This is a genomic window from Paraburkholderia sp. Ac-20342, assembly GCF_017104985.1.
Taxonomy (GTDB): domain Bacteria; phylum Pseudomonadota; class Gammaproteobacteria; order Burkholderiales; family Burkholderiaceae; genus Paraburkholderia.
Window position 1 is genome coordinate 1 of record NZ_JAAGPQ010000099.1, and the last position, 25,979, is coordinate 25,979.

Here is a 25,979-nt window from a genome sequence, read left to right on the forward strand (position 1 = left end):
GATCGACGCGCCCGGCAGCGCCGGGTCCGGCATCGTCCACGTCGTCGCGCGCAACAGGCTGCCGTATAGCGACACCGTGCCCTCGCCGCGTCCGCTCGTCAGCACCGACACGAGCGTGCTCGATGCCGCTTCGCGCGGCCGCGCGGGCATCGCCTGCAACGCGGCCAGCAGATCGGCGACAGGCACGCGCCGCGCGGGCGTCAGCGCGTGCAGGTCGAGCAGCCATGCGGGCGCATGCGCGGCGCTCCAGTAGCGGCGCCAGTCGGCGGAATCGAGTTGCAGGCGCGCCGGTTCGAAGTAGAGTCCGCACGATTGCACGAGCGCGTGCTCGCGGTCGACGTGGCCGCCCGTCATGCAGCAATACACTTCGTCGCGGTCGCCGCCGTTGCAGACGTAGTCTGGCGTCGCGATGTGGCGATCCACCAGATAGCCGTAGACGAACAGCTTCCAGACACTGCCGAGCGGCGTTTCCAGCGTCGCGGGCAACGCTTGCGCGGCTTGCGGCGAAAGCGCGGGCGCCGTGCCGCTCGCATCCGTTTGCCAGAGCTGGGGCTGGTCGTCGCGCAGCCAGGCGAAGCGCAGCGGGGTAGCCGCGGTCGAAGCGGAAGATGATGATGAGCCGTGGCTGGCCGGGCGATCATGCGCGGCCAGCGTGAGCGATGACGACGGCAAGGCAGCGGCCGAAGCCGAAACGGGCGCCACGGCCAAGGCCAGCGTCGCCAAGGCCGAGCGCAACGCCAACGCCGCCGACGGCAACCCCGTCGCCGCGGCCAAAGCCGCCCCGGCATTCCGTCCGCGATACACGCCACCCGCACGCGCCTCGCACACAGCCGCGCCGCCGCCTCGCAGCCGCGCCGCCCACCACTCCCCGATCCGCCAACGCGCCCCACGCATGGCCGCCTCGCCTACTGAATCCGCAGCGACGTCATGCGATCGCTCTTGCCGCCCTCGAACGCCTTCGCGTCGGGCTGGTACATGCGGAAGTAGCGCGCCGGCGGCAACGTGAACGTGCCGGGCAACGAGAAGCGCACCAGTTGCCGCAGCGTGACCGGCTTATCGAGCAGCGGCACCGGCTGGTGATACGCCAGCTCGCCCATCTCGTACGACGCCGCGCGCTGGAACGGCTGCGGACCGCTGCCGTCCTTCGCGCCGGGCAGGCCGTCGATCGACACGCCCCAACTGGTCGCCTCGACGTCGCCGCCCGGCGGCAGCGGCACGTCGAGCAGACCGTAGTGGTAGGCGTTGCCCGAGCGCGGCGTCAGCGTGACTTCGTCGACGTAGAGCGCGTTGCTGTCGAGCGGATCGCCGGACTTCACCAGATGCGCGCTGAACGTCGCGCGCCCGAGCTGGCTTTCGCCGGCCCCGGCCTTCTTCGGATCGGCCGCGACTTCGAGCGGTTCGAGCTTGTACAGACGGCGCGCGATCGTGATGTTGAGCCGGCTGTCCTCGCTCGTATGACTGCGATACGAGACCAGCGCGCTGACGTCGCCGCGCGGTGCGCCCGCATCGAGCGTCGTCGGCAAGGCGGCGCCGTTCCAACGATAGAGCGGCGCGCCGGTCGGCGTCGTCGTGCGCGTCCAGCCCGCGCCTTGCAGCGTCGGCAGCGGCTGCGGCGACGCCGCGGCAGCACCGCCGAGCGCCTTGCGCAGCCACAGCAGCGTCAAGGCGCGATCGATCGTCGGATAGTCGGCGCTGCTTTTCGCGAGCAGCGCGGCGGGATCGAGCGGCGCGCCGCCGGCATCGGCAGCGCCGGCCCCCGCGCCGGTCATGACGAGCAGGCTTTGCACCAACGGCGCGGGATCGTTCGCCAGCGCGCCACGCGCCGCGCTCACGGCTGCATCGAAGCCCGCCGGCAATGGCGCATTCGCGCCACGCGCCATGCTCGCAACGAGCAGCGTCGCCATCTGCTTGCCGCGCGGCGAATCGGCCTGCGCGAACACGATGCTGTCCGCCGTACCGGCTGCATTGCCGCGCGCCGCTGTGCCTGTGCCTGTGCCTGTGCCTGTGCCTGTGCCTGTGCCGCCGGCCGCCTTGCCGTTCGCTGCGGCCAGCGCCGCCGCGTCGCCCTGCAAATCCTCGGCGATGCCCGCGACCGGCGTCGCGACCGGCAGCCCCATCTGCTGCAGGAACCACAGCGCAAGCGCGCGATGCAGCAGCGGCTCCTTCGCGCCGGCGTCGCGATAAACGTCCATCGCGTGCTGCCAGTTGTCGGCGGGCAGGCTGATGCCGAGGCTGCGGCTCGCGAGCCAGTCGGCGTAATACGCGTAGGCGGTCATCAATGCGCTGCCGCCCGTCGTATCGCCCCACCAGCCGAACGTGCCGCCGACGCCCGCGAGCATCGCGAGCCGCTGGCGCTGATTGCGCAGCAGCGCTTCGAGCCCCTGCGCCGGGCTCGCGGCATTGGCCTCGCCGCCCATGTCGCGCAACGTGTCGTGCGCGAGCGCAAGCGGAATCAGCCGGCTCGAGGTCTGCTCGGCGCAACCGTACGGATAGGCGATCAGATCGTCGGCGACGCGCATGAACTGGCTCGCCGCATTGCCGACGAAACGCACACTGACGTCCTGCGCATCGGCCGGCAGCGCGAGCGGCTTGCCCGTGCCGTCGAGCGCGACCGTGTCCTGATGCAGATCGAGCCAGCCATCCGCGTCGAGGCGGATCGTCGTCTGCAAGCGGTCGACGTCCTTGCCGCCCGCGCGCAGCGTCGCATCGATCACGCCGGCTTTCAACGCGCCGCTCGGCAGACGCAGATAATTCGCGCCGCGCTTTAACGTCACCTTCTGGTTCAGCGCGAGACCGCCGCCGTTCACGACCCACTGCGCGTCGGTATCCGCATCGGTCTGGTTGAACGCGATCATGTCGATGGCCGGTTGATCGTCGGCGCGGAAATGCGCGGGCCCGCTCCACTTCAGATACAGCGCCTTGTCCGAGCGCACGTACGCGGTACGCTGCCCGACCATGCCGTCCGGCGCGGCCGCGCGCACGGTAATGCGCCAGCGCGCGAGCGAGTCCGGCATCCGGAAGCTCATGGTCGCGTGACCGTTCGCATCGGTTTTCAGATTCGCCTGCCATGCGGCCGTGTCCTGCTCGTCGCGCCGCGGCCGCTCCAGCACCTTGACGCCGCGCTCGTTGTAGTTCGCGCGCTGCGGGCCGCCCGGCGCGCCCTTCAACGGCGCGCGCGCGAGGTCGTAGGTGATGAACGACAAGCTCGACGAGGTGCGCACGTTATTGCGGCGCGGGTGATAGAAAAAGTCGACGATGTTCGGCGCGATCTCCGGCTGCAGCACATAGACCATTTCGTCGACCACGCTGACGGTCAGATTGGCCGCTTCGGGCTTGCCGGCGAGCGTGCTGTCGAAGTCGAGCGTGACGGTATCGCCGGGACCGTAGACGGGCTTGTCGCTCTTCACGTTCAGCTCGATGCTCGGCTGCGCGACGACGATGCCCGCGTTCTCGAACACGTATTCGCCGCCATGCACGTACAGCACCGAGAACGTCATGTTCGGTGCGAACTCGGCGCCGACCTTGATACGCGCCTTCCACTGAGACGGCGCGATGCGTTGCAGTTGCAACCAGTCGCCGCCCGTGCTCAGCAATGCGCGGTGCTCGACGTTGTCGCGTTCGAGCGTGAGCAGCGCGTCGTCGACCGGCATGGGGAACGTAATCAGCGCTTCGGCGGTATCGCCGATCCTGTAGCGCGCGCGATCGAACACGATCTCGACGCTGCCCGGAATCGCCTTGAGCCCGTCGCCCGCGACCCAATGACTGGCCGCCGCGAGCAGATTGCCCTGATCGTCCTTGACCGACACCATGTACGAGCCCGGCTCGTCGAACTGCACCAGGAACGACTGCTTGCCGCCCGCGCCCGCCGTTTTCAGCGCGCCTTCGCCGTGCGTCTGCGATTCGAGGCGCGTCCATTGCCATTTCGCCGGCGCATGCGCGGCCGGATCGAGCACGCCGAGCGGCTGCAGATCGAAGCTGACCGCTTCCTTCGGCTGCGAGAACGACTTCGCGCTGCTCAGGCGATACGGCGTCGCGCCGCGTGCGATCAGCACCTCGCGCGTCACGCGCACCTTGTACGCGGCGCCGTCCTGCGCGAACAGCGTCAGCGCGTAGCGACTCGGCTCCTGCGCGGCCGGCAGCGTCAGGTCCGCGTTGCCGTTGCTGTCGGTCTTCAGTTCCTGCTGTTCGAGCTTGACCGGAAAGAGCCCCGCGTAACGCAATTCGCCGTCGACGATCGTCACTTTCTGCGCGCGCAGCGTGACCGAAATCTTGCTGTCGCGCACCGGCTTGCCGTCCGGATAGCGCAACTGGATCTTGCCCTTCAGCGGCTCGCCGGTCGCGTAGTCGGCCTTCTCCATCGCGAGGTTCACATCGAAGTGCGGCTTCACGTATTCGGCGACGCGAAACGCGCTGCCATAGACGTCGCCGCGATAATCGAAGCGCAGCGTGTAGCCGCCGGCGGTGGCGTCGGCGGGCAAGGTGAACGAGGTATCCGCGCCGGTATCGGACGAGAAATGCACGCTGCGCGTCGCGACCGGCGCACCGTTCGGGTCGAGCACGTCGAGCTTGAGGTCGGCGGCTTCGGGCGCGGACGATTGCGTCGCGTTCTGGAACGTGCGGCCGATGAACTTCACCTGCACCGTATCGCCGGGCCGGTACATCGGCCGGTCCGTCACGGCGTAGATCTTCGTGTTGTAGATCTCGCTGTCGTAATAGAAATTTTCGGAGACGAACACGCCGCCCTGCGGATCGACGCCGAGCACATAGCTGCGCTCGGGGCTCACGTGCTGCAACGGCAGCGCGCCGTCGCCGCCGGTGGTGCCGCTTTGCAGCACCCCCACGCCGTCGGTCCAGCTCACCTCGGTATTCGCGACCGGCTTGCCGTTGTCGCGCCGCGCGGTCCACACGAGCATGCCGCCCGCGGTCGCCTTCACGACCGCGACCGTGTCCGACACGAACAGCAGCGTATGCGCGCGATAGTTGCCGATCACGGCTTCGACGATATAGAGCCCCGGCGGCAGCTTGCCGACCGGAATCATCACGTTGCCGACGCTCTCGTCGATGAAGTTGCTGCTACTGCCTTCGAGATTCACGCCCTTCGGCGGCGCAATCGCCTTCGCGTCCCAGATCGGATAGCGAAAGCGCGCGACCACGTCGTAGCCCTTCAACGGCGCAAACGACGAGCGCGGCTCGAACTGCGTCTGCTTGCCGGTCTGCTCGCCGAGCTTGAATTGCGGCTCGGCCGCGGTCACCTTGCTGCGCGTCGCGAACGACAGCACGCGCTGCCACGCGCGGCGCGCTTCGGTGAACCACCGGTCCCATAGATACGCGAGCGTGTTCGCGAGCCCTTCGCCCTGGTAATTCGGCGCGACGTTCAGGCGATGCAGATTCTTCTGCGCCTTCAGAAACTCGAGCGGCTGCGGCACACGATACACGACGATGTCCGCGCCGCCATACGGCTGCAACGCGTCCTTGAAATCGCGGCCCGGCGCTTCGAGCCGCACCTGCGCGAGCTGATCGCTGCCGAAGCTCGCGTCGGACAGCAGAAAGAACGGCTGGCCGTCGACCTTCTGCGCGCTGTAGTTGCTCGGCGGCGCCGCTTGCAGCGTGGGGTTCGCGGCGATGTTGGCGTCGGCCGTGTCATCGGCTGCGGCGGCGTCGTCGGCGCGAGCCGGGGCCGTGAACGCGAACGCAAGTGTCAGCGCGACGAACAGCGCGGTGAACAGGCAGGCCACGCGACGCCACACGCCGCCCCAGGCGCCGCTCGAAAAACGGCCGCACGCGATTTTTCTTCGGATCATGGTGTCAGAAAGTCCAAACGAAACACGCCAACGAAATTCGGATTGCCGTCGAGCGGCTGCCAGCGGGAATCTTTCCATTGCACGAGGTCGGAAACGGCGACCGCGCGCAGACCGGTATCGGTCGGCGTGACGGTGCCGGTGTGATAGGCGATGTAGCGATCGAGCCAGATCATCAGATGCTGGTCGTCGCCCTGGTCGAAGAACAGCAGGTCGCACGGCAAAGCCTGGTTGATGTCTTTCGCGACGAAGCGGCTGTTGCGCTGGATCAGCGCGATCGCCGACGCATACGCGCCCGTCGAGCCGTCGACGCGCGTCCAGCGGTTCGCGAGCGTGCGTTGCGAGGCCGTTAGCTGCAACTCGGGCGGCATGCTGCTCGCGTCCGCGAGACCGGTCATGCCGTTCGCGCGCAGCCATTTGCTGTCGTGCGGCTTCAGCGTCTCGCCGACCGCGAAGCGCACGAGGCCCGCGCAATCGCGCTGCGTCCAGCGCGGGGTCGGACCGTGCCGCAGTTGCTGATCGACGATGCGCGAGAACCAGGCGCGAAACGCGGCCGATTGCTGCGGAGAGAATGCGTCGGGGTCGGGCTGCGCGGCCGTGCTCGTGAGCGCGTGGGCCAACGGCGCCGCGCTCGCGAGTGCAGCGAGTGCCATGAGCGATGCGGCGCGCGCGAACCAGAGACGACGCGCGGGGTCGGGCTGCATGGTGCCGCCCGGGAGCGCGCGCGCGCAGGATGGGGCGCTTGTCCGCGCAAGCGGCGACGCCATCCGCGCAGGCCAGAACCGATGATGCGCCGTGCCCGGCGGCACGGCCACGGTCTGCGAGCGAACCCGGCCCACGTCAGTCGGCCCCGGCGCCGGGTTGATCCGCCGGCGCTGCCGGCGCGCCGTCCGTTGCGGCATGCGCACCGGCATCGCCCTGCGCGCGATCGAACCACCACTCCACCGGCACCCAGCCCGCCGAACCCGGCAAGCTCTGCGGCAAGGTCAGCGACACGGGCGGATAGTGCGCGAGCGCATGCAGCTTCGGCACCAGATGCGTGCGCGACGCGTTGCGGAACACCGCCTCCTGATCGGGTGGCAACGCGGCGCCGGCCTCGCGCTCGATCAGCGCGGCGGCGGACGACGGCGTCAGCGTCAGAATCGTGCGCGGCAGACGCTGCGGCGCGAGCGTATCGGCGAGCGCGGGGTAGCGCTTGTCGAGCACCGCAAGCGTGTCGTCGACGAGGCGGCCGTCCGGCGAGAAGATCACGTAACCATGCGCGAGCGCGAGCGTCACCGGGAAATAACGCTCCGCCGACAACTGCGCCGCGAACGATGCCTTGCTGCTCAATGCGGTGCCCGATCGCGCACTGACCGGCCGCTGCCACACGACAACGTCGGCGCCCTGCTCGCGCATCGTGACCGGCAGACGACGATAGCCCGCCGCCGCGCCATCTGCGGCGGCGGCTTTCGCTTCGTACGCGCCGATCACGTCGCCGAAGGTCTTGCCGAGCGCGGTCTTCAAGGCGACGCTGCCGGCCGCGTCCTGCGACTTCACGCGGGCCACGAACACCGGCGCGAGCAGCGTCGACTTCGCGTACCAGCAAACCGCCGCGGGCCCCGCCAGTTGCTCGCCGAGCGCGGCCGTGCCCTGCGCGCCGCCGTCGGTGACCTTCGCGAGCAGCGCCGCCGCATCGCTCCAGTCGGCCGGCAAGCTCGCGCAAGCCGCCGGATTGGCCGGCAGCACGCGCCACAGGTCCGCGCTGTTCCATTTCTGCGGCAGCTTGTCGGGATCGATCAGCGCCCAGGTTTTCCATGCCGTGGCGCCGTTGCCGTTCGACGAGGCATCCGGCGCGAAGTCGAAGCGCAACGCGTCGATGCCGGAGAAAAACGCCTGATAACCGAACGACAGGTAATTGGCCGAGACGACGATCCGATGGCCCTTGGTTGCGTCGCCGGAAGTATCGCCCGAGCTATCGAGCCGGTATGCGCGCGCCGCCTCGTCGCGCCCCGACAACATCTCCGACACCGCATCGGCGCGCTCGCCGATCAGGCCGCCCTTTTCGTCGAGCAGCAAGCCGGGCGCCGACAGCACGACGAGCCGATCGTCCTTCGCCGCGAACAGCAGCGTGCGGCCGACCGCGAGCTTCAGCGCATAGACCGGCACGTCGCCCTGGAGCTTCGCGACCTGGCTCAGTTGCGCGTCGCTCGCGGCGACGTTGCCGAGCCCTTGCAGCAGCTTCGCGAGGCCATTGCGATGGATCAACATCACCCAGTTGCCGAGCCGGCCATCGGGCGAACGCCACAGCAGCACATGCGCGGGTTCGTCGAATACGCGGCGCAGCAGTTCGTCGCGCCAGTCCAGTTGATGCTCGAACGCGAGACGCCGCAGCGCGCCTTCGGCGGACAGGCGCGTCGGGTCCGCTTCGTAGTAGTCGACGAAATCTTGCGTGAGCACGTCGTGCAGCAACGGCACGCGCACGATGTCGCGCGGCAGACGCGACAGCGCTTCGCTGTCGATCACTGCATCGGGATGGTGAATATCGAGGACGACGGCGTTGTTTTGCGCGGCCTTGCGATGCGCGAACGGACGCCATACCGCCTGCACGATGATGCCGGCCACGACCAGAAGACCGACGCTCAGGATTACCAGCTTTTTTCGCGAGATCTTCATCTGATTTCTTCTTCTGGTTCGACGCGACGCTATTAACGCCGATGCCGCGCGGAATTGGAAACCTGCGGCAGCGGATATTGATGCCGGGCGATGATAACCGATATCTTTGAATAAAACCCGCATGCTGTTGGCATTTAACCATCAGTTGCGCACGGTCGATTGCCAATGAAAAATATTTCGGCATGGGGCCGATTTTTATTTCCCGTCAAGCGGGCCTGCGCATAAAAAACCCGGCCGCACACGCTATGCTCGCCGGGTTATTTCATGCCACGCCGCTTCGCTATGGTTTAAAGATTTATTACCGAACTCAAAACAACTCAAGCGCGCGTTTCATTTTTTCGGGCACTTATTCAGTCGAGGCTGAAGTCGATACCCTGCGCCAGCGGCAACGCCGACGAGTAATTGACGGTATTGGTCGCGCGACGCATATAGGCCTTCCACGCATCCGAGCCCGACTCGCGGCCACCGCCGGTTTCCTTCTCCCCGCCAAACGCGCCGCCGATCTCCGCGCCGCTCGGCCCGATATTGACGTTGGCGATGCCGCAATCGCTGCCCGACGCGGACAGGAAACGTTCCGCCTCGCGCAGATCGTTCGTGAACACGCACGACGACAGACCGTGATGCGCGGCATTGTTCGCGTCGACAGCAGCGGCGAAATCGCTGTAGCGCAGCACGTAGAGAATCGGCGCGAAGGTTTCCTTCAGCACGACCGCCGTTTGCGCCGGCATCTCGACGATCGCCGGCCGCACGTAGTAGCCGCCCTCATAACCCTTTACGTCGACGCGCTCGCCGCCGGACACCGCGCCGCCCTCGGCCCGCGCCTGCCGCAGCGCTTCCTGCATGCGCTCGAACGCCTGGCGGTCGATCAGCGGCCCCATCAGCGTGCCCTTGTCGAGCGGGTTGCCGATCGGCACGCGGCTATACAACTGCTTGAGCCGCTCGACGGTCTTGTCGTACACGCTGTCATGCACGAACAGACGCCGCAGCGTCGTGCAACGCTGTCCGGCCGTGCCGACCGCCGAGAACAGGATGCCGCGCAGCGCGAGTTCGTGGTCGGCCGTTTGCGTGACGATGCCCGCGTTGTTGCCGCCGAGTTCGAGCAGCGCGCGGCCGAAGCGCTTCGCCACTTCGACGCCGACCTTGCGGCCCATTTCCGTGCTGCCCGTCGCGCTGACGAGCGACGCGCGCGAATCGGCCACGAGCTTTTCGCCCACCTCACGGCCACCGTTGACGAGCGCGGCGAGGCCGGCCGGCGCGTCGCCGAATTCCTCGAGCGCGTCGTCAAGAATGCGGCTCACGGCCAGCGCCGTGAGCGGCGTCTTTTCCGACGGCTTCCAGATCAGCGCGTTGCCGCACACGAGCGCGAGCGCCGCATTCCACGACCACACCGCCACCGGAAAATTGAACGCCGAGATCACGACGCAGGTGCCGAGCGGATGCCACGATTCCGCCATCCGGTGACCGGGCCGCTCGGACGCGATCGTCAGGCCGTACAGCTGGCGCGACAGACCGACCGCGAAATCGCAGATGTCGATCATTTCCTGCACTTCGCCCATGCCTTCCTGCAGGATCTTGCCGGTTTCGAGCGAGACAAGCGCGCCGAGCGCCTGCTTGCGCTCGCGCAGACGCTTGCCGAGCAGCCGCACCAGCTCGCCGCGACGCGGCGCGGGCACGTTGCGCCACGCGGCGAAGGCGTCGTTCGCCCGGGCGAGCGCCGCATCGACTTCGGCCGCCGTGTTGCTGGCCACGCGGCCGATCAGCTCGCCCGTAATCGGCGAATGAACCGCGATGTCGCCTGCTTGCGCCGCGTGAGCAATGCCGAGATCGGCGAGGATGGTGGACGCGTCCATATGAACCCCTTTTTTTATTTCCGATACGAAACAAGAGTAAGTTCGGAAACTATACACGCGGGTTTTTATGGCAGCAAGAAGGGGTTTCCGTGAGGATTGTTGGTCAGCCGCGCATGGCAATGTTTCCAGATGGAAACTTTAGTGGACCAATGCGAGGCGGGCTACGGCTGTCCGTGCGCGCCCGGATGCGCAACTTGAGACGCGCGCCGAGCGCATCGGCGGCGCTCATGATGAACGCGTGAATCGCGCTCGACATGGGCAGGCTCACGAAGTTCGCGCTCAGCACCTGCGAGAAATCGGCCGACGCCCGCTTCGCGAGCGGATGGTCGCGCGACGTGACGAGCACGAGGCGATCGTCGCGATACGGCAGCATCTCCAGATGCCCCGCATGCACGTTGCCCGCGACGATGCCGATATCGGTCGCGCTATCCGCAACGCCTTTGACGATCTCGCCGCTCAGTACCTCGCGAAGATCGATGTTGACGTCGGGATGGTCGCGCAGGAAACGACTGAGCACGGCCGGCATGAACTCGCTGATCGCGGTCGTGTTGGCCCAGATGCGCACGTGGCCCTCGATGCCCTCGCCGTACTCCTGCATGTCGCCGGCCAGATGCTCGACGCGTTCGAGCACGAGCCGCGCATGATGCACGAAGGCCTCGTCCGCGGGCGTCAGCGTGACGCCCTGGCTCGTTCGATACAGCAGCTTGAAGCCGAGTTGCTCCTCGAGATTCTTGACCCGGTTGCTGGCAGCCGGCGCCGACAGATGCGCGCGCTCCGCGGCGCGCGCGAGATTCTGCGTATCGGCGATATGAAGCAGCAGACGCAAATCCACGAAATCGAAATGCATGATGGCGGCAGATAAGGCGCGGGAACGCGCTCGCGGGACAAAGGGCCATCTTAACCGGGTGTGCGGCGGCAGCGGTCGTTCGAGTCGTTCGGGTCGTTCGACTCGCCCGAACGCCGCGCCACCAGCCGCTGCCGGATGCGGCGATTCAACGGCTCCGCGTAGAGCCGTTGAATCGCCGCGCCGAGCCAGGCGGCAAGCAGCAGATAGCCAGTCAGCAACATCAGCTTCGCGTCGCCCGTCACCTGCGATGGCGGAAAGATCGTCCGCAGCAGACCGAGCACGATGAGGTGAAACAGATAAAGCTCGTAGCTCAGTCTGCCGAACCATTCGCATGCCGCCGACACGCGCGCGCATCGAATGGGGAGCCCGTCCTCGCGATCGTGCGCGGCAAGCAGCAGAACCGCGGTGCCGAGAGCCATCGCCGTGACGCCGAGCACGTTGCCGTCGCGGATCGGCTGAGACAGATAGACGAACGTCATGGCTGCCGCCGCAAGCCACGGCAACACGGTCCGCGTGCGGCCGCGCCACACGATCCGCCGGGCCAGCAGCGCCGTGCAGCAGCCGATTGCGATCGCGTCGAAGCAGGCGAAGTACGCGTAGAGATAACCGCCCTCATCGCCTTGATGAAAGCTCCGGTAGACAGGGCCGCCGAGAATGATCGCGAGCCAGAAAATCAGCAGCCGGGACTCCCGCCGCAAGACGAGGCAGAGCAGCGGAAACGACAGGTAAAACATCTCTTCGACCGACAGCGACCACAACACGCCCAATGGATAGTTGGTCCAGCCGTGCGCGCCGATCAGCACGTTCATCCAGAAGGTCAGGGACGCCAGATCGACGAGCCAGAGAGATGCAGGCGGTTTCGCTGCTCGTCGCAGCGGATTATTCGACCGGCAAAATTCTGCCAGCCGATAGCGGGTTGAATCTGGCGGCAACGATCGCGGGGCATTTGATAATCGGCCGCCCAATAGTCATCTCTCATCAGACAACATAACGACCGTTTGAATTCTCAACGATACCGTCGCAGTTACCACTTTCGAAAACCCGTTATTCACAGTGCAGTCCGGGATGCGGGTAATCCCCACCTGTACGCATAGCGTAATTATTTGTAGGATTTATGTCATCATATAACTGATAACAATAATCGATCCTGGCTAATTAGCGCCGACGAGCAATTGACCTGAGAGAGCCCTGACATGACCGTCAGATTCAAAAGATTGCGCTAGCCGTACTGCAGGACTGGCGCATCAGTACCGCGTGATACGGCCAGATGACCGGCACGCTTCTCGTCGCCTGACTGCCGATAAATAAAAAAGGATACCTAATGGTACGCCGAGGTTAACCGAGCGCTTGCGCCCGATAGCGCAACGGCCCGGTTCCCTCGTGCACAACGGGGCGGTGAGCCCGACACCAGGAATAGCTGGGCGGGCTCGTAGCAGATCGTGACGGCGGCCGAGACTCAATGCGCTTCATTGCGCAGCCGCATGGTCCGAAATATGTATAACAAAACGATTCATGGAGAAAATATGCTGCAGAGAATTATCCGATCAAAAATGCCGCTTTGCTGTGCCGCGCTGCTCATGCTGAGTGCCTGCGGTGGAGGAAATTCGGTGGCGCCCAGCGACACCGCCAGCACGCCCGGCAACTCGGGCGACACAGCCCCGACCACGCCGCCGGATGCCGTCGTGGCATTTAAACATCCGGGGATTCTGACAACGAAGGCACGGCTCGATTATGTGAAGGCGCAAATTGCCGCCAATAATCCACTGTTCGTCAATGAATTCAATAAATTGAAAAGCAGCCAGTCGGCCTCGGCGTCTTACACGGTGGCAGGTACGCTGACTGACGGAAATATTAGCTGTGGCGCTGTGTCATCCGTTGACCACGGGTGCAATGCGGAAAAAGCCGATGCGGCAGCCGCCTATGCCCAGGCGTTGATGTGGTATTTCACAGGAGACGAGACCTATGCAAAAAATACGGTGTCGATCCTGAACTTCTATGCAAAGAATCTGACAGCCGGACATAGTGGATTCAATGGCCCACTGGAAGCAGCCTGGAATGCGGAAGTTTTTCCGGCAGCCGCCGAAATCATTCGATACACGTATAGCGGGTGGTCCGAGTCCGACGCCCAGGCATTCGAGACCATGCTGAAGACGCAGTATCTGCCGGATATCAACGGCGTCAACGGCTACGCGACAGAGGGCAACTGGAAGCTCTCCATGATCGACGGCATGATCGACATTGCGGTTTTCACCAACGACCGGGCCTTGTTTGACGACGCCGTTGCGCAATGGAAAAAGTGGATTCCCGCGTACTACTACAATGCGTCGCTCGACGGCAATGCGCCTGTCACGTTCCCCGGCAGCCCGAGCGGTAATTCGCCCACCAATACCTGCGGTCCGACCTGCCGCCAGGCCACCCTCTCGCTCTGGAATGGTCAAACGGTATTCGATTCGGTGGTGAGCGGCGTCACGCAGGAAACGTGTCGGGATCTCGGGCACGCCCAATACGGCATGGGCGCGACCTTCAACGCAGCGGAAACCGCCTATATTCAAGGCACGGATCTCTATGCGGCAGAAGCTTCCCGTCTGACCACGGCACTCGAATTCAATGCGAATTTGCTGAATGGAAGTGCGGGTCACAAGAACGATGATCTCGTTACCGCGCCAGGAGGACTATTCGGCTCGTTGTGCAGCAGCGGCACGCCGGCAGATCAATTCCAGTACGACACCAAGCCGACGATGATGCGGGCCTACAATGCCTACGCAAATCGTATGGGGATGGCACTGCCCTCGACGCACACTTATATCTCTAACGTCGTCATTCCTTTCCAGAATCCCACCGATCACGAAATACAATGGGAAGTCCTGACGGATGGCGACAGTCCGTCCAATCCCATCGATTGACCATCGGCAGCGTCTTTTCGTCATCGAATAGATAGCATCGCGGCTTCATCATTTTCGTCGGCTCCGCGTTCGCATCGAACATCGGGCCGACATCCACGAAGCGCTTTGTCAAACCTGGCTGCTCTCTCGTCTGCGGGAACATCCGCGGGCGCAGAGAGCAGCTTTTTTTGAACCGGCCACGAGGCACGCCCGAAGGACACCAGACACGCGAAAGTTTATTGTCGAAGAACTGTGCGGAACCACTCATCCCTCTCCCGATTCGTCGCCTATTCTGCGTACAAACGGAAGCCAAAAATTACAACGAGATGGCTTACCCACGCCCTTCATACCCAGCAATCCAAACAGGGCGTGACTCATAACGTCGGGGGGCACTATGAGATATCAAGCGAAGCATACCGTCGCAACTCCATCCTGTTTCAGGCCGGCCACGTCATCGGTGTTAACCCGATATGCGTTGGCTCGTGACGGTTCAGTCACTCCCATTTCGATTCCCTCGCACTAGCCGCGTCTTTGCGAAATCCGGGATCGCGTCCACCGAATCGGCGTTCGGAGCAGAGCGCCTACTTTAGTGTGGCAGGTCCTGCCGGTGAATGCTGTGTGAACGCACACGGAGTCAAATGATGAGCCTGAAAAAAAAGCAAAAAGGCGTGGCTGCCATCGAGGTCGCGCTCGTCCTGCCGATCCTGCTGCTGGTTGTGTTCGGCATCATCGAATTCGGCCTGGTCCTGTACGACACGGCGATCATCACCAACGCGGCCCGAGAGGGCGCGCGAGCGGGCATCGTGCTTACGAACCCGAGGCCCTCGACGACGGACATCACGAACGTCGTGACCAACTATACGTCCTCGTACCTGATTTCGTTTGCGGCGCAAAAGCCCACGCCGTCGGTCTCGGTGACGAACGCGGGCGGTGGGTTCGGCACGGCATTGGCCGTCAAGGTCTCCTATACGTTCACGGGGCTGGTTCTCGGCGCCCTGGTGAACCCGCTAACCGGACCGATCACCTTGAGCTCCACGGCCACGATGAACAACGAATAGGACGAACATCATGAGTAACGTCCATGCCGTGCATACTCGGCGCCGCGCAAAATCGATCAGGAAGCAAAAGGGCGTGGGGGCCATCATGTTCGCCCTGCTGCTGCTCGTACTCCTCGGCTTCGCGGCGCTCGCGATCGACATTGGCAACCTGATGCTGGCCCGCGCTCAGGCTCAGACGGCCGCCGACGCCGCGGCACTGGCCGGGGCCCAGTGCCTATACGCTCAAGCCAACAACTCCAGTTGCAACAACGCGAACGCCGCCAATCCGGATTGGAGCGACTCGCAGACCGAAGCTGTTTCGTTCGGCCCCTCGAACAACGTCCAGGGAGCCGCCGCGCAACTGCAATCGTCGGATGTCAGTACCGGCTATGTGGACGTCACCGATGTTGCGAACGGCGTCTCGCAGGCAACCTCGCCGGTCGCGAGCGGAAACATCGTGCCGGCGGTCCAGGTGACGGTCCACAAGGACGGGACCGACTCCAACGGGTCCGTTCCGGTGTACCTGGCGCAGGTACTGAACATCAAGTCGCTGAATACGAGTGCGACGGCGACGGCGGTCGTGGCCAGTCCGGGAACGGCCGAGATTGGGGCGCTGTTTCCGCTGGTGATGTCGCAATGCCTCTACGACTCCTACTGGAATTCGTCGACCAACTCGCCCAAACTCGCGACCAGTACAACCGATCCCCAGGCGGCGAACAATGGCACGCCTATCGTGCAGACGGTCGGGCAACCGTACATCTTCGGGATCAGGGCATCTTACCAGGCTGCCAATTGCGACGCGGGGCAATGGACCTCGCTCTCCTCTGCCAATGCGCAGATTGGTTCCAGCTCCGTTGTCGGGTTAATGACGAGCGGAAATGCGAGTCCGATGTCTATCGGCCAACCGATTTATATTGAAACGGGCCTGAATAGCAATGCATTCCATAATGTTGCAACCTGCAGCCAGGTCGCGGCGGGTACAGCCGGTAGTTGTGCCTGGGTGACGGTCGCGGTGGTGAGTAACGTCACGGGGGCACAAGGGAGCACGCTGCCGATAGTCGCATTCGGGTGCCTGCATATCCTCAACGAAACAGGCAGCGGCTCCAACGCGGTTATCACCGTTCAGATGGGCAACGACCCCAACTACTGCAAAAACAGCCAGATGGACGGCATCGGCCCCGACTATGGGACGATCATGATGCCTCGGCTGGTGCAGTAACTTTGCAATAGACACGTCGTGGCAAACAGAGCCGCCTGAGAAATAGCGCGGCCACCGTAAAGACAAGGCATTGCCGCGCGCGTCATATCAGCCACGATTCCGGTGCGGACGCGCGCCATGCGCGCACGCTCCGGAAAAACACACTAAAGAATACGGTCCAACGCCTTAGCGAACCTGGCAACCGTAGCTTCGACGTCATGCAGTTTGTCCAGCCCGAATAATCCGACGCGGAAGGTTCTGAAATCTTCAGGCTCGTCGCATTCAAGCGGAACGCCGGGCGCGATCTGCAAGCCGGCATCGGCGAATTTCTTGCCGGATCGTATGCCATCGTCATCGGTGTAGCTGACCACGACACTCGGGGCCTGGAAGCCTTCGGCGGCCACGCTTCTGAAACCTTTGCCTGTCAGGAGCGAGCGAATGCGCCTGCCGAGTTCAATCTGCTCCGCTTTCACCTTGTCGAAACCGTATGCCTCGGTTTCCTTCATCACGTCGCGCAACGTCGCGAGACCGTCTGTGGGCATCGTGGCGTGGTACGCGAATCCGCCGTTCTCGTAGGCTTCCATGATCTGCAGCCATTTGCGAAGATCGCAGGCGAAACTGGTGCTGGTTGTCGCGTCGATTCTTTCCCTGGCGAGAGGACTCAGCATGACCAGCGCGCAACAGGGTGACGCGCTCCATCCCTTTTGCGGCGCGCTGATCAGGATATCGACGCCGCTCGCCTGCATGTCGACCCAGATCGTCCCGGAAGCGATGCAATCCAGTACGAACATGCCGCCGACGGCATGCACGGCGTCGGACACCGCGCGCAACCAGGCATCGGGAAGCATCATGCCGGATGCAGTTTCGACGTGCGGCGCAAAGACCAGGTCCGGCTTGTGTTCCCTGATTGCGGCGACCACTTCTTCGATTGGCGCCGGTGCATAGCCGGCCTGCCGTCCCTGTTCGACGGGACGCGCCTTCAGCACCGTCGATTCGGACGGAATACCGCCCATGTCGAAAATCTGCGACCAGCGGAAACTGAACCAGCCATTGCGGACAACCAGACACTTCCTGTTCGTCGCGAACTGCCGGGCAACGGCTTCCATGCCGAAAGTCCCGCTGCCGGGAACGATCACGGCCGACTTCGCGTTGTAGACTTTTTTCAGGGAACCGGAAATATCCCGCATGACGCCCTGAAAGCGTTGCGACATATGATTGATCGACCGGTCGGTGTAAACCACGGAATATTCGAGGAGCCCATCGGGGTCGACATGGGGAAGTAAACCTGGCACGTTCGCCTCCGGTAAAAGATGAAGAATAGAATCTGACGTAGATTCTAACGAAAGCAGCCTGTCACTGAAGCAAAAGCATATTTGCCCTGTTGCAGCGGTATCAAATCACAAATACTGCTCGCCGGGGGCATATTTTTGTTCGTTATATGGAGCACGCGCGAAGTTGCGCGCCCACGGAGATCGGACCGGCCTCGGCCAGGAAAGGCCGTTCGACATACATCGCCGAATCGCCGACAATCGGCGGGCAGTCACGGCAAGTCCGCGGCCCCCCGCTGCCTATCTACTCAACTTCGTCCCACTTCGGAGCGCCTTACGATGCCAACCGCCGAATCGAAAATAATCAGCATCACGATCCAGCGAAGCCTGAAGGACGTCTATGACTTCACGGCATGGCCCGCCTCGTTCGTGCGCTGGGCATCGGGTCTCGGCAAGCCCCTCGGCAACGAAGGAAACGTGTGGCACTTCGAAGGCGAGAATGGTCTCGCGAAGATCCGCTTCACCGAACCCAACGAGTACGGTGTACTCGATCATTATGTCGAACTTCCCGACGGCAGCGAGATTTACATACCCATGCGGATCATCGCAAACGGTACGGGAAGCGAAGTACAGTTCACGCTCTTCCGTGTACCCGGTATGAGTGACGACAAATTTGCCGCCGACGCGCAATGGGTCGTGCGTGACTTGAACAAACTTAAAGCACTGCTCGAAGCACAGTCATCCTGACCATATGCAATCGCGTCAGCCGGCGAATATGAAGCATTCGCCAGCCACGACCAGATAGACAACCATTGTTGGCAGAGGCGTGTGGCTCGAACGTTAATTCCAATCACCAGCCCCTATTGCCGCGTGAGCATCAGGTCCAAGTTCTGAACCGCGGCGCCGGACGCGCCCTTGCCGAGATTATCGAAAACAGCGGACAGCAGGACGTGCCCGTGTTCCATGTTGGGAAACACGCTTAAACGCATGTCGTTCGTACCGTTCAACGTTTGCGGGTCCAGGTGCTTCAAGGCGCACGATTCATGCAGCGGCAAGACCTGCACATGAGCCGCCTCGGCATAGTGACGCGCGAGGCATGCGTGCAACGTAGCGCCATCCACGTCGGGGGCAAGCAGCCGCAACGCCAGAGGTACTGTCAGCACGATGCCCTGACGGAACGCACCATACGCGGGGACGAAAATGGGACGCTGCGCGAGCCCGGCGTGCTGCTGAATCTCAGGCGTGTGCTTGTGCGCGAGTTCCAGGCCATACACCTGGTATGCGGGCGCGCCGGCGGCCCCCTGCCCCTCATGCTCTTCCACGCCGGCACGCCCACGTCCGGAGTAGCCGGACACCGCATGAATGCTGACCGGGTAGTTGCCGGGTATGAGCCCGGCCTGCAACAGAGGACGCAGCAAGCCGATCGCACCGGTCGGATAGCAGCCGGGATTAGTGACCCGACGTGCGTTCGCAATGCGCTCAGCCTGTCCCTGCGTCATTTCCGCAAAACCGTAGGTCCAGTCCGGCTGTGTGCGGTGCGCGGAACTGGCGTCGATAACCCTGACGGCGGGATTGACGATGGCCTGCACGGCCTCGCGCGCGGCGTCGTCGGGCAAACAGAGGATGGCGATATCGCAAGCGTTGATGGCTTCCGCGCGACGCCGCGGATCTTTGCGCTCCGCTTCGGCGAGCGTGAACAGTTCAAGGTCGGTCCGGTGGCGCAGCCGTTCGTGGATTTGCAGGCCGGTCGTGCCCTGGTCGCCGTCGATGAAAACAACAGGAGAGCTCATACGTGAAATACTCCGCTGGCTATAGGTTTTTATAGGCCGTTATAGGTCGTAACAGGCAAGAACAAGCCCCTATATTCCATGCACCGCTAGAATAGAGAAAGTTGAATTTCATAACGTGAATATTCAGCTTTTCTGAATTAGGACGAGAACATGCGAGAGATCAGCCTGGACCGCCTGCGCACTCTGGTCGCCATTACCGAGCGTGGCTCATTCGCCGATGCGGCGCGTGCATTGCACCTGGCGCCGCCAACGGTCAGCCTCCACATCGCCGAACTCGAAAACCGCATTGGGGCACCGCTTCTGTCGCGAAAGCGCGGACAGGTCAAGCCCTCGGCAATCGGCGAGGTGCTGGTGGAGCGCGCGCGTCGGCTGCTGGCCGATGCGGAACAGGCCTTGGACGATATTCAACGCCAGGTGCAGGGACTCGAAGGACGCGCGCGGCTCGGTGCGTCGACAGGCGCGATCGCGCATCTGCTGCCGCAAGCGCTTGAGGTGCTGCGTCAACACCATCCCGCCATCGACGTTCAGGTGGCCGTACTGACTTCGCAAGAAACGCTATCGCGACTGGCGGATGGAACGCTGGATGTCGGGCTGGTCGCCCTGCCTCAGCCCCCCGTGGCTGGACTCGTGATAAAGCCGTGGCGCCGCGACCCCGTAATGTCCTTCGTGCCGGCGCATTGGCGGTGTCCGGCCCGCGTCACACCCGAATGGCTCGCTGCCCAGCCGCTCATTCTCAATGACGCGACCACGCGCCTCTCGCGTCTGACGGCGGAATGGTTCGCGGCCGCCGGGCACCATCCGGCGCCGCGTATTCAGCTCAACTACAACGACGCGATCAAGAGTCTGGTCGCGGCGGGTTACGGCGCGGCACTACTGCCCCATGAGGCCACCACGCCGTTACCGGACAAGCGCATTGTCATGCGTCCGCTGCGCCCCGCGTTGTGGCGTCGGCTAGGCATCGCGCATCGCGCGGGGTACGTCGAGCGTTCCACGCAACACGTACTCGATGTGTTATGGGGTCTGCGAGTGGCGTAGGCGTTGTCGTATTTGTGTGCCACCCGCAGAAGCAAAAAGCCGTGGTCATCCAGGCCATGATTTGCGTCCGCAGTGTTCGCCGCGGACGCCATCGTGAATGCCGGCTCGGGTATCCGCAATGGCTCAGGTGTCGGGATGCGCCACGACAAAACTCTTGAACGCACCGTAAGTCGGCTGGATCGGCACCAGGTTGTTCGTCACGATGCCATACGTCTCGTCACCGCTCGTCAATTCGTAGTACATCACCGACTGCATCGCAACCGTCTTGCGGGCCGCATAAAACTCGCCGAGTTGCTGACTGACGTAGCTTGCCCGGAAAGTTTCGGTTTGCTCAGGATTGGCGTTCCATTCGGAGATCATGAACGGCACCCCATAGCGTGCTTTGCAATAGACCGGCAGATTGAAACCCGGACCGGCGCCGTCCGTGCCGACATTGAAGATATCGCCATACACCTGATAGCTGTGCCAGGTCGTGGTGTCCCAGCGCACCTGGGGGTAACCGCCCGAGCCATCCGGCTGCATACCGTCCCAGAGCATGTCGGAAGCGGCGATATCCGCCACGCAGAAGTTGATGCCGCACTTCGCGTGCGGCTGCACGGACTTGATACCGTCGATCATGCCGCGCATGACACCGCGCATGATCGGCCAGTTCGCATTGTTGAAGTCGCCACGGCCAGTGCCGGCCGTGGCCGGGTTCAGGATGATCGCCGGGTCGCGCGTCAGTTCATTGCCGCATTCGTACATCGTGACGCCATACGGCGCGAGCGCCGTGGCAATTGCCGCGGCCCCTGCGAATGAAGCCTGATAGGCCGCCGCTTCACTCGTGTACAGAACATTGTTGACGTCGCGCAGCCCGTAATTGACGAGGGTAAAAAGCGTCAGCCCGGCGGCCTGGAAAGCGCTAGCCATGGCGATCACGGGGTTCAACTGGGCCGGCGTGTTGACGCAACCGATGCGATACGTCGTACACCCGAGCGAGCGCAATGCGCTGACGACCTGCGCGGGCGAGAACGGATAATCGTAGTGTCCGTTCACGCCGTAGAACGCACCCGGCGTTGCCGTCGCGGCGATACGCGGGTCCGCGCACGGCAGCCAGTTGCCGTTGCAGGTCAGAACATAGAACTGCCCGCCCGTTCCGCGCTGGAAAATCAGGCCGCCGTACCACAACAGCAGGCTGACGTTGTAGGAGTACGGGTCCTGGATCTTGTTCCTGTAGATATAGCCGTTCGAAACGGTCCAGACGTTGTTGGACTTGTCGATGATGTAAGACGCCGACGGAATGACCGTGCCGTCCACCGACGTGCCCCCGAGGCGCGGATCGAGAGAGGCCACCCACCCCGACCCCGTCCACTGATAGAAAGCCCCGCTCGTGTTTTCCTGGTAGACGCTGCCGCTATACCACAGCAGCGTAGTGACGTTGTACGAGCCGGCATCCTTGGTTCCGTTCCTGTAGATATACCCGCTGGAGAGCGTCCACACATTGCCGCCGGAGTCGACAATGGACGCCGCTGGCGGCGTTGTCGTACCGTTGATCGAGGGAGAAAGGCTAGCCGCTGCCCCGGCCTTTGTCTGGACCTTGGCCGCACTGGTGCTGTCGCCAGGCTCGGGGGCGTCGTCGCCCCCACCGCCACACGCCACCAGTACATAGCTGCTTGCAGCCGCCGTCAGGCAGCCGAGGAATTGTCGTCGATTGATCACAGAAATAATCCGCAGCCGGGAGACCCGGCAAAATTCAGTAGGTACGCGCTCGGGTCACACGAATCACACGTGCGACCGAATGCAAATGAACCTTTTAATTCGGCATACTGATCAACCGGGTACGGCACGATCTGGCGGCGACGCCCAGACGTTTATCAAGGCGCCGCGTGTTCTATCGATCTGCTTGTCGGAAGGATTTCGATTACCGGAGCGACGCTCACCTGGTCTGCGTTGGCGCAGCAAGCGAGCGACTTTGCCCAAATTCGCCAAAAGGAATAAGCGATGGTGACTCAGTAGTAATTACCTCTTTCTCTGCCCCTTTCCAGGTAAGACATTCCTGGATGTCGGCAACGAATGGACGAGAGATTAGAGGCCGGTAAGAAATAGGCTTATTTTTCTGACGAATAGACAGGCAGAGGTTACTTTTTCCGCGCCTTCTGTGTCTGACGCGACGAACGTCTAAAGAGCGATGGACGTCAGGCATGTTTTCGCGCGAAGGCGCTGCCTACGGGGCGGCTATGGCGTTGCTCGTTCCTGGCTTTGGGATGAATTCGGGCGTGGCTTTTGGGGACGCGATCACGGCGATAAAGATTACGCTGGGCGTGATCGTCGGTTTTGGAATGGTTTGGGTGAGGGGAAAGCGGGTGTGGCGGGTTGGTCGGGAGCGGCATTTCGCAGTTCGACATCAGGACCGGCTTCGGCCGTGAAGCGACACTCACGCGTTCCGCTCGAATGTTCGCTTCCGGAAATATTGCCTCGCCCTATAGCTCCAGGCGCTCGACGCAGAAGGGTCCATCGGAGCCGAATGCAAACTCGGCGAACCGCTCGCCAATGCGTCGATGCGCGCGGCCATCCGGGTGGAGTTGGTCGGGAAGCGGCAGATCGACGAAATCCTGTGGGCCGTACAGGTCTAGTCCATCGAGATAGTGCAGGTGCGGATCGTCCGCGGCTCGCTGCTGCACAATGCGCCGTAATTCTCCCCGGATGACGGTCAACGTCAGCTTGCCAGCCTTACGCTCGGCAAGGTCGCCTGTCGCGCGAAACGATACCTTTCCTGCCGCCAGCGCACTTTGGTCGAATGCGCCGGGGCCAGGCGTGTCCTCGTGAATAGGGCAGTAGAGGGGCGAAATGACGAGTAGCGGCGTGGTCGGATGGCCCTCGCGGATTGTGTCGAGAAAGCCATGAACCGCTGGCGTAAAGGCACGCAAACGCATCAAATCCGTGTTGACGAGGTTGATGCCGATTTTCACGCTAACCAGGTTGGCCGGGGTGCCTCGCATCGCCCGAGCCGTGAAGGGGTCGAGTAAAGCGCCGCCGCCGAAGCCGAGATTAATGAGCTCCACGCCACCACGCGAGGCGGCGAGCGCAGGCCAGATCGCGGTGGGGCTGTCGCCATTGGAACCCTGGCTGATGGAGCTGCCGTGGTGCAGCCAGACCTTTCGACCGTGATCCGCATCAAGGCCGATGCGGGCGTCGGTACGCAACGCAACGAGCTCCGTGGTTTCGTTGTGCGGCAGCCATATCTCGACTTGCTTGTCGTGGCCCGGCAGACCGGTGAAGCGGACGGTGCCGACGGGACCTGGCTGTTTCGAAGCCGTACCGGCGGCCATGTCGATCGTGATGACGTCTCCGCCGACTGCGCTGCCCTGGCGGACCAGTTGACCATCGACGAGCAGGTCATACACGCCGACCGGCCTGGGCGGGACGCCGGCATAGATGTACCGCGTCGGGAGCACATCGATTTCAATAACCGTCGCCTGGGTGCGGAACACCAGTCGCACGCCCGACGGCTGCGACTCTGCCATCGCCAGTTGAGGATCTGTACACTGAGCGCGAGCCCGAGCGGACAGGCGGTGCAGTATGAGTCCGCGGCTGGTTTGTTCCAATTCGGCGCCGCCGCGCAACAGTTCCGGGGTAATGGGTGTAGCGACCCAAAGCGGCCGGTCGTTTGTCATCTATGATCGATCCCAACTTGAGAGCAGCGATCTTAGCAAACCGTGCGTGGCTGCCGACCCGGGCTTGAGTCAGTAATGGTCTTTCGGTGTAGCCGATCGAATGCCGGGGTCCGGCCAAAAGGTGCATCCATTCCTTATGCCGCGACCAAGGCAGCACTCAACCACGTGACCCGCCTGCGTGCCCTTTCGCTCGCCCCGGATATCCGTGTGAATGCTGTTGCACCTGGCCTCGTGGATACGCCTCTTACACCCGAACCGATGAATAGCACGAACAAAACAATCAGCAACGGTGTTGTCACCTCATACTTCTTCTCTTCATCCAGCGCATGAACTCATCGAGCTCTTCCTGATAGACATCGTTTAGAACTTTCCCGGCCATCCCGCCATACCTCCCCTCCGCCCCATCAGTTACCCCGAACATTTCCCCCACAAACATAAATGCGAGGTAGCCACGTCCCTATAATCATATTTCGTTGCTCGATGTACTCCGGCGTTTCAGTTCGAATCGCCACGGTTGGGTTGGTCTCCGTGAAAACGGGCCGAACCTGCCGCGTGCGGCAACGCTCCTTTTAGCGCCACGTTCCTTCAACGCGCCCTTCTTTAACGCTCTCTTCTTCGGCGAAATACCCACCAGCCAGCGAGGCCGGTAAAGCCCGCGACCAGCAGCACCATCACCCAGAAGCCATTCTTGTTCTCGGCGAGCGGAACGCCACCGACGTTCATACCGAAGAAGCCCGCGACGATATTGATCGGCATCGCCAGCACCGTGACGAGCGTCAGCGTGAACAGCGTGCGGTTGTTCTGCGCGTCGAGACGCGAGGTGATTTCCTCCTGCAGCAGCCTGACCCGCTCGATTAAACCTGCCACATCCGAGAGAACGACCGAAAACTCTTCCGTCGATTCGCGCAGGTCCTGCACGTCTTCCGGATGAAGCCAGCGCGGCGGCCTTGCCAACAGACGGAAAATCGCACCGGGCTCCGGTGCGAGCATGCGTTGCAAACGCGTCAGCGTGCGGCGCATCGCGCCGAGGTCGAGCCGATTTTGCGTCGGACGTTGCAACAGGAAGCGATCTTCGATCCGATCGACGTCGGCACTGGTACGCCGGACGATCTGCACGAGCAGGTCGGCCTGGTCGCGCATCAGATGCACCAGCAACTCCACGGCCGATCTGAATATCTCGCCGTCGCGCACGGACGCGCGCAAGCGGTCGATCGAACGCAGCGGCTTGAGGCGAGCCGTGACGATGATGCGCTTATGCACGTAGATCCAGAGGGTCGCGATTTCAGATGGAATGAATTCGAGGTTGAATATGACGTCGTTCACGACCGCGCGCAATGCGCCGTCCGCATGTTCGATCCGCGTTGAATGCGAGCCTTCGCGCAATGCGTCGAAGAACGTTTCCGGCAAATCGAGTTGTGACCTCATCCAGCGTTCGCTTGCGCTGTGCGCGAGATTGAAATGCAGCCACAGGAATTCGTCGCTTCCCTCTCCCTCTTTCACGGCCGTGTCCGCTTTATGCTCGCGACACCATGCGATGACTTCGTCCGCGTCGAGCGGCTGGCCAGCATGCGTTGGCGTAAAGCGGAACCCGCAGACCATGCCGGTCAGGTCTGCGCCGTAGGTTTGTAATAGCAGATCAGATTTCATAGGTCACTCAGCGCCGGCTTTCCGGGAGGAATACGTGAGCATAGCGTGACCAATTGAAAGAAGGTTGACGCCCGCGCTTCTGGCGTCGTATTGCCGGATCGCGATGGCTGGATTGTCACCAAGAAGTCATAGGATTGCGCTAGATCGCGATTTGTCGGCACAGCGGGCTGGGCAGCACTGAAGACTGCGCGACGGGGGATTGTGGAGAACGCGGGCGGCATGACGCCCGGGTCCGTTCGAACGCTGCGGCTTCGGGATCCGGCGGCGTATCCCTGACGCCGTAAACGGCCGGACCCCGGCACTCAGAGTGAGAAGCCGG

At 63.0% G+C, this 25,979-nt stretch carries 15 protein-coding genes and 4 pseudogenes; 7 read left to right on the forward strand and 12 right to left on the reverse strand.

Translation table 11 applies throughout. The features are described 5' to 3' along the window. The 7 genes and pseudogenes from G3N58_RS28605 to G3N58_RS28635 all read right to left on the reverse strand — a co-directional run. The coding region (locus G3N58_RS28605) for a DUF2300 domain-containing protein (protein WP_241017266.1) at positions 1-894 on the reverse strand (894 nt) is incomplete at its 3' end. An 11-nt stretch (positions 895-905) separates the two neighbouring features. After that, on the reverse strand, positions 906-5,801 hold the full coding sequence (locus G3N58_RS28610) for an alpha-2-macroglobulin (protein ID WP_206000865.1): 4,896 nt from the start codon (positions 5,799-5,801) through the stop codon (positions 906-908). Then, entirely contained in the window at positions 5,798-6,451 is a 654-nt protein-coding gene (locus G3N58_RS28615; protein ID WP_240159387.1) for a DUF1175 family protein, read from the reverse strand. The genes G3N58_RS28610 and G3N58_RS28615 overlap by 4 nt, the downstream gene beginning before the upstream one ends. A gap of 187 nt (positions 6,452-6,638) precedes the next feature. Further along, positions 6,639-8,453: a DUF2138 domain-containing protein gene (locus G3N58_RS28620; protein WP_206000866.1), complete on the reverse strand. Its 1,815-nt coding sequence runs from the start codon at positions 8,451-8,453 to the stop codon at positions 6,639-6,641. Between the two features lie 350 nt (positions 8,454-8,803). Then, complete coding sequence (locus G3N58_RS28625; protein ID WP_206000867.1) at positions 8,804-10,303, reverse strand: aldehyde dehydrogenase family protein; 1,500 nt, start codon at positions 10,301-10,303, stop codon at positions 8,804-8,806. 181 nt (positions 10,304-10,484) lie between these two features. Next, positions 10,485-11,150, reverse strand: a pseudogene (locus G3N58_RS28630) (LysR substrate-binding domain-containing protein); the annotation flags it as partial. 50 nt (positions 11,151-11,200) lie between these two features. After that, positions 11,201-11,989 (reverse strand): annotated as a pseudogene (locus G3N58_RS28635) (acyltransferase); the annotation flags it as partial. 684 nt (positions 11,990-12,673) lie between these two features. Here G3N58_RS28635 and G3N58_RS28640 point away from each other — a divergent pair. The 4 genes and pseudogenes from G3N58_RS28640 to G3N58_RS28650 all read left to right on the forward strand — a co-directional run bounded on the left by G3N58_RS28640 (position 12,674) and on the right by G3N58_RS28650 (position 16,288). Next, positions 12,674-14,053, forward strand: coding sequence for an alginate lyase family protein (locus tag G3N58_RS28640; protein ID WP_167285622.1), 1,380 nt, complete (start codon positions 12,674-12,676; stop codon positions 14,051-14,053). Positions 14,054-14,069: 16 nt separating this feature from the next. Then, a pseudogene (locus G3N58_RS34320) lies at positions 14,070-14,220 on the forward strand (IS5/IS1182 family transposase); the annotation flags it as partial. A gap of 480 nt (positions 14,221-14,700) precedes the next feature. Next, the gene (locus G3N58_RS28645; RefSeq protein ID WP_345889947.1) at positions 14,701-15,090 is read left to right on the forward strand and encodes a TadE family protein; all 390 of its coding nucleotides are present in this window, start codon (positions 14,701-14,703) and stop codon (positions 15,088-15,090) included. A gap of 10 nt (positions 15,091-15,100) precedes the next feature. Further along, positions 15,101-16,288 carry a pilus assembly protein TadG-related protein gene (locus tag G3N58_RS28650; RefSeq protein WP_167050318.1) on the forward strand — a complete coding sequence of 396 codons (1,188 nt, stop codon included), beginning with the start codon at positions 15,101-15,103 and terminating at the stop codon, positions 16,286-16,288. A 143-nt stretch (positions 16,289-16,431) separates the two neighbouring features. On the opposite strand, the gene G3N58_RS28655 is transcribed toward G3N58_RS28650, so the two are convergent. After that, positions 16,432-17,559 carry an aminotransferase class V-fold PLP-dependent enzyme gene (locus G3N58_RS28655; protein WP_167285624.1) on the reverse strand — a complete coding sequence of 376 codons (1,128 nt, stop codon included), beginning with the start codon at positions 17,557-17,559 and terminating at the stop codon, positions 16,432-16,434. 315 nt (positions 17,560-17,874) lie between these two features. On the opposite strand from G3N58_RS28655, the gene G3N58_RS28660 reads away from it, so the two are divergent. Further along, positions 17,875-18,282 carry an SRPBCC family protein gene (locus G3N58_RS28660; RefSeq protein WP_206000869.1) on the forward strand — a complete coding sequence of 136 codons (408 nt, stop codon included), beginning with the start codon at positions 17,875-17,877 and terminating at the stop codon, positions 18,280-18,282. A gap of 113 nt (positions 18,283-18,395) precedes the next feature. Here G3N58_RS28660 and argC read toward each other — a convergent pair whose 3' ends face one another. After that, positions 18,396-19,325: an N-acetyl-gamma-glutamyl-phosphate reductase gene (gene argC / locus G3N58_RS28665; RefSeq protein WP_206000870.1), complete on the reverse strand. Its 930-nt coding sequence runs from the start codon at positions 19,323-19,325 to the stop codon at positions 18,396-18,398. Positions 19,326-19,475: 150 nt separating this feature from the next. On the opposite strand from argC, the gene G3N58_RS28670 reads away from it, so the two are divergent. Next, positions 19,476-20,360 (forward strand): LysR family transcriptional regulator, encoded by an 885-nt coding sequence (locus G3N58_RS28670; protein WP_206000871.1) that lies wholly within the window; start codon positions 19,476-19,478, stop codon positions 20,358-20,360. A 123-nt stretch (positions 20,361-20,483) separates the two neighbouring features. Here the strand turns inward: G3N58_RS28670 and G3N58_RS28675 are convergent, their stop codons facing one another. Together G3N58_RS28675 and G3N58_RS28680 are read right to left on the reverse strand one after the other, a co-directional pair. Next, positions 20,484-22,058, reverse strand: coding sequence for a hypothetical protein (locus G3N58_RS28675; protein WP_206000872.1), 1,575 nt, complete (start codon positions 22,056-22,058; stop codon positions 20,484-20,486). A 761-nt stretch (positions 22,059-22,819) separates the two neighbouring features. Further along, positions 22,820-24,013, reverse strand: coding sequence for an SGNH/GDSL hydrolase family protein (locus tag G3N58_RS28680; RefSeq protein WP_206000873.1), 1,194 nt, complete (start codon positions 24,011-24,013; stop codon positions 22,820-22,822). Positions 24,014-24,109: 96 nt separating this feature from the next. Here G3N58_RS28680 and G3N58_RS28685 point away from each other — a divergent pair. Beyond that, positions 24,110-24,262, forward strand: a pseudogene (locus G3N58_RS28685) (SDR family NAD(P)-dependent oxidoreductase); the annotation flags it as partial. 351 nt (positions 24,263-24,613) lie between these two features. Here G3N58_RS28685 and G3N58_RS28690 read toward each other — a convergent pair. After that, on the reverse strand, positions 24,614-25,660 hold the full coding sequence (locus G3N58_RS28690) for a transporter (protein WP_167050303.1): 1,047 nt from the start codon (positions 25,658-25,660) through the stop codon (positions 24,614-24,616). Between the last annotated feature and the right edge of the window lie 319 nt (positions 25,661-25,979).

Excerpts from the sequence above, each read along its gene's own strand:
- G3N58_RS28690 (WP_167050303.1), bottom strand. The coding sequence starts at position 25,660 with ATGAAATCTGATCTGCTATTACAAACCTACGGCGCAGACCTGACCGGC.
- G3N58_RS28610 (WP_206000865.1), bottom strand. The coding sequence starts at position 5,801 with ATGATCCGAAGAAAAATCGCGTGCGGCCGTTTTTCGAGCGGCGCCTGG.
- G3N58_RS28615 (WP_240159387.1), bottom strand. The coding sequence starts at position 6,451 with ATGGCACTCGCTGCACTCGCGAGCGCGGCGCCGTTGGCCCACGCGCTC.
- G3N58_RS28660 (WP_206000869.1), top strand. The coding sequence starts at position 17,875 with ATGCCAACCGCCGAATCGAAAATAATCAGCATCACGATCCAGCGAAGC.
- G3N58_RS28625 (WP_206000867.1), bottom strand. The coding sequence starts at position 10,303 with ATGGACGCGTCCACCATCCTCGCCGATCTCGGCATTGCTCACGCGGCG.
- G3N58_RS28620 (WP_206000866.1), bottom strand. The coding sequence starts at position 8,453 with ATGAAGATCTCGCGAAAAAAGCTGGTAATCCTGAGCGTCGGTCTTCTG.
- G3N58_RS28650 (WP_167050318.1), top strand. The coding sequence starts at position 15,101 with ATGAGTAACGTCCATGCCGTGCATACTCGGCGCCGCGCAAAATCGATC.
- G3N58_RS28670 (WP_206000871.1), top strand. The coding sequence starts at position 19,476 with ATGCGAGAGATCAGCCTGGACCGCCTGCGCACTCTGGTCGCCATTACC.
- argC (WP_206000870.1), bottom strand. The coding sequence starts at position 19,325 with ATGAGCTCTCCTGTTGTTTTCATCGACGGCGACCAGGGCACGACCGGC.
- G3N58_RS28640 (WP_167285622.1), top strand. The coding sequence starts at position 12,674 with ATGCTGCAGAGAATTATCCGATCAAAAATGCCGCTTTGCTGTGCCGCG.
- G3N58_RS28680 (WP_206000873.1), bottom strand. The coding sequence starts at position 24,013 with ATGACAAACGACCGGCCGCTTTGGGTCGCTACACCCATTACCCCGGAA.